The sequence below is a fragment of the Actinomadura rugatobispora genome (assembly GCF_042656285.1).
In the GTDB taxonomy this organism is placed as follows: Bacteria; Actinomycetota; Actinomycetes; order Streptosporangiales; family Streptosporangiaceae; genus Spirillospora; species Spirillospora rugatobispora.
In genome coordinates, this window is sequence record NZ_JBHSON010000281.1 from 1 (window position 1) to 681 (window position 681).

The following is a 681-nucleotide window of genomic DNA, read 5'->3' on the forward strand; positions in this document are numbered from 1 at the left end:
GTGATGCTCTGTCACCTCATGAGCCCGGCGGGGCGCTATTTGAGGCGAGGGCAGAACTTGCTCGCCGCCAGCAGGCCGAGGCAGATCTGAATGCGCAGGCTCTTTCATTCTATAAAACTGCAGAAGTTCGCAGTGCTGATGAGGCTGCCCCGTTTGATACTGCTGCATCTTTACGCCAGGCAGAGCAGAAACCAACGGCGGAGCAGGCCGGTGATATGGATCTTCGTATTGCCGAGGACTCTTTAAACGAATCGCCGGATATGGTGATCACCGTTCTTGATGAAGATGGTAACCCGCAGTCGCGTAGCGCGCGCGAGGTGCTTGATGAAGCCAGCAGAGAAAACGAACAGGCAATTCAGGATTCCAGCCTGTTTGATGTCGCCGTAGCATGTTTCTTGAGAGGATAGTTGAATGAGACAGGAATGTATTCAGGCAGTACAGCAGGCGGCGCAGAGAACCCTGACAGCCAGAGAAATTCAGAACATTGAGGACCGCATATACCGAAATATGCGGTCTCTGGCGCGTGATGATCCTGCATCATGGCGGCAACTTACCGATGCAGAGCGACTGCGTCGAGCCGGGCAGTTAGCTGCAGACGAACTGCAGCAGGAGGCAGCGCTTAAGAAACGCCGGGTAGCGCTGACTATAGCGGCACGCCAGCGGCTGATCTGCTCCGCCAGC

At 55.7% G+C, this 681-nt stretch carries 2 protein-coding genes; both read left to right on the plus strand.

What is annotated here, in order from left to right; genetic code table 11:
• Window positions 1-407 (plus strand): hypothetical protein (locus ACFPZN_RS56345; protein WP_378293694.1); only part of this gene is annotated, 407 nt, incomplete at its 5' end.
• A 4-nt stretch (window positions 408-411) separates the two neighbouring features.
• A partial coding sequence (locus ACFPZN_RS56350; RefSeq protein ID WP_378293696.1) for a hypothetical protein occupies window positions 412-681 on the plus strand: 270 nt, incomplete at its 3' end.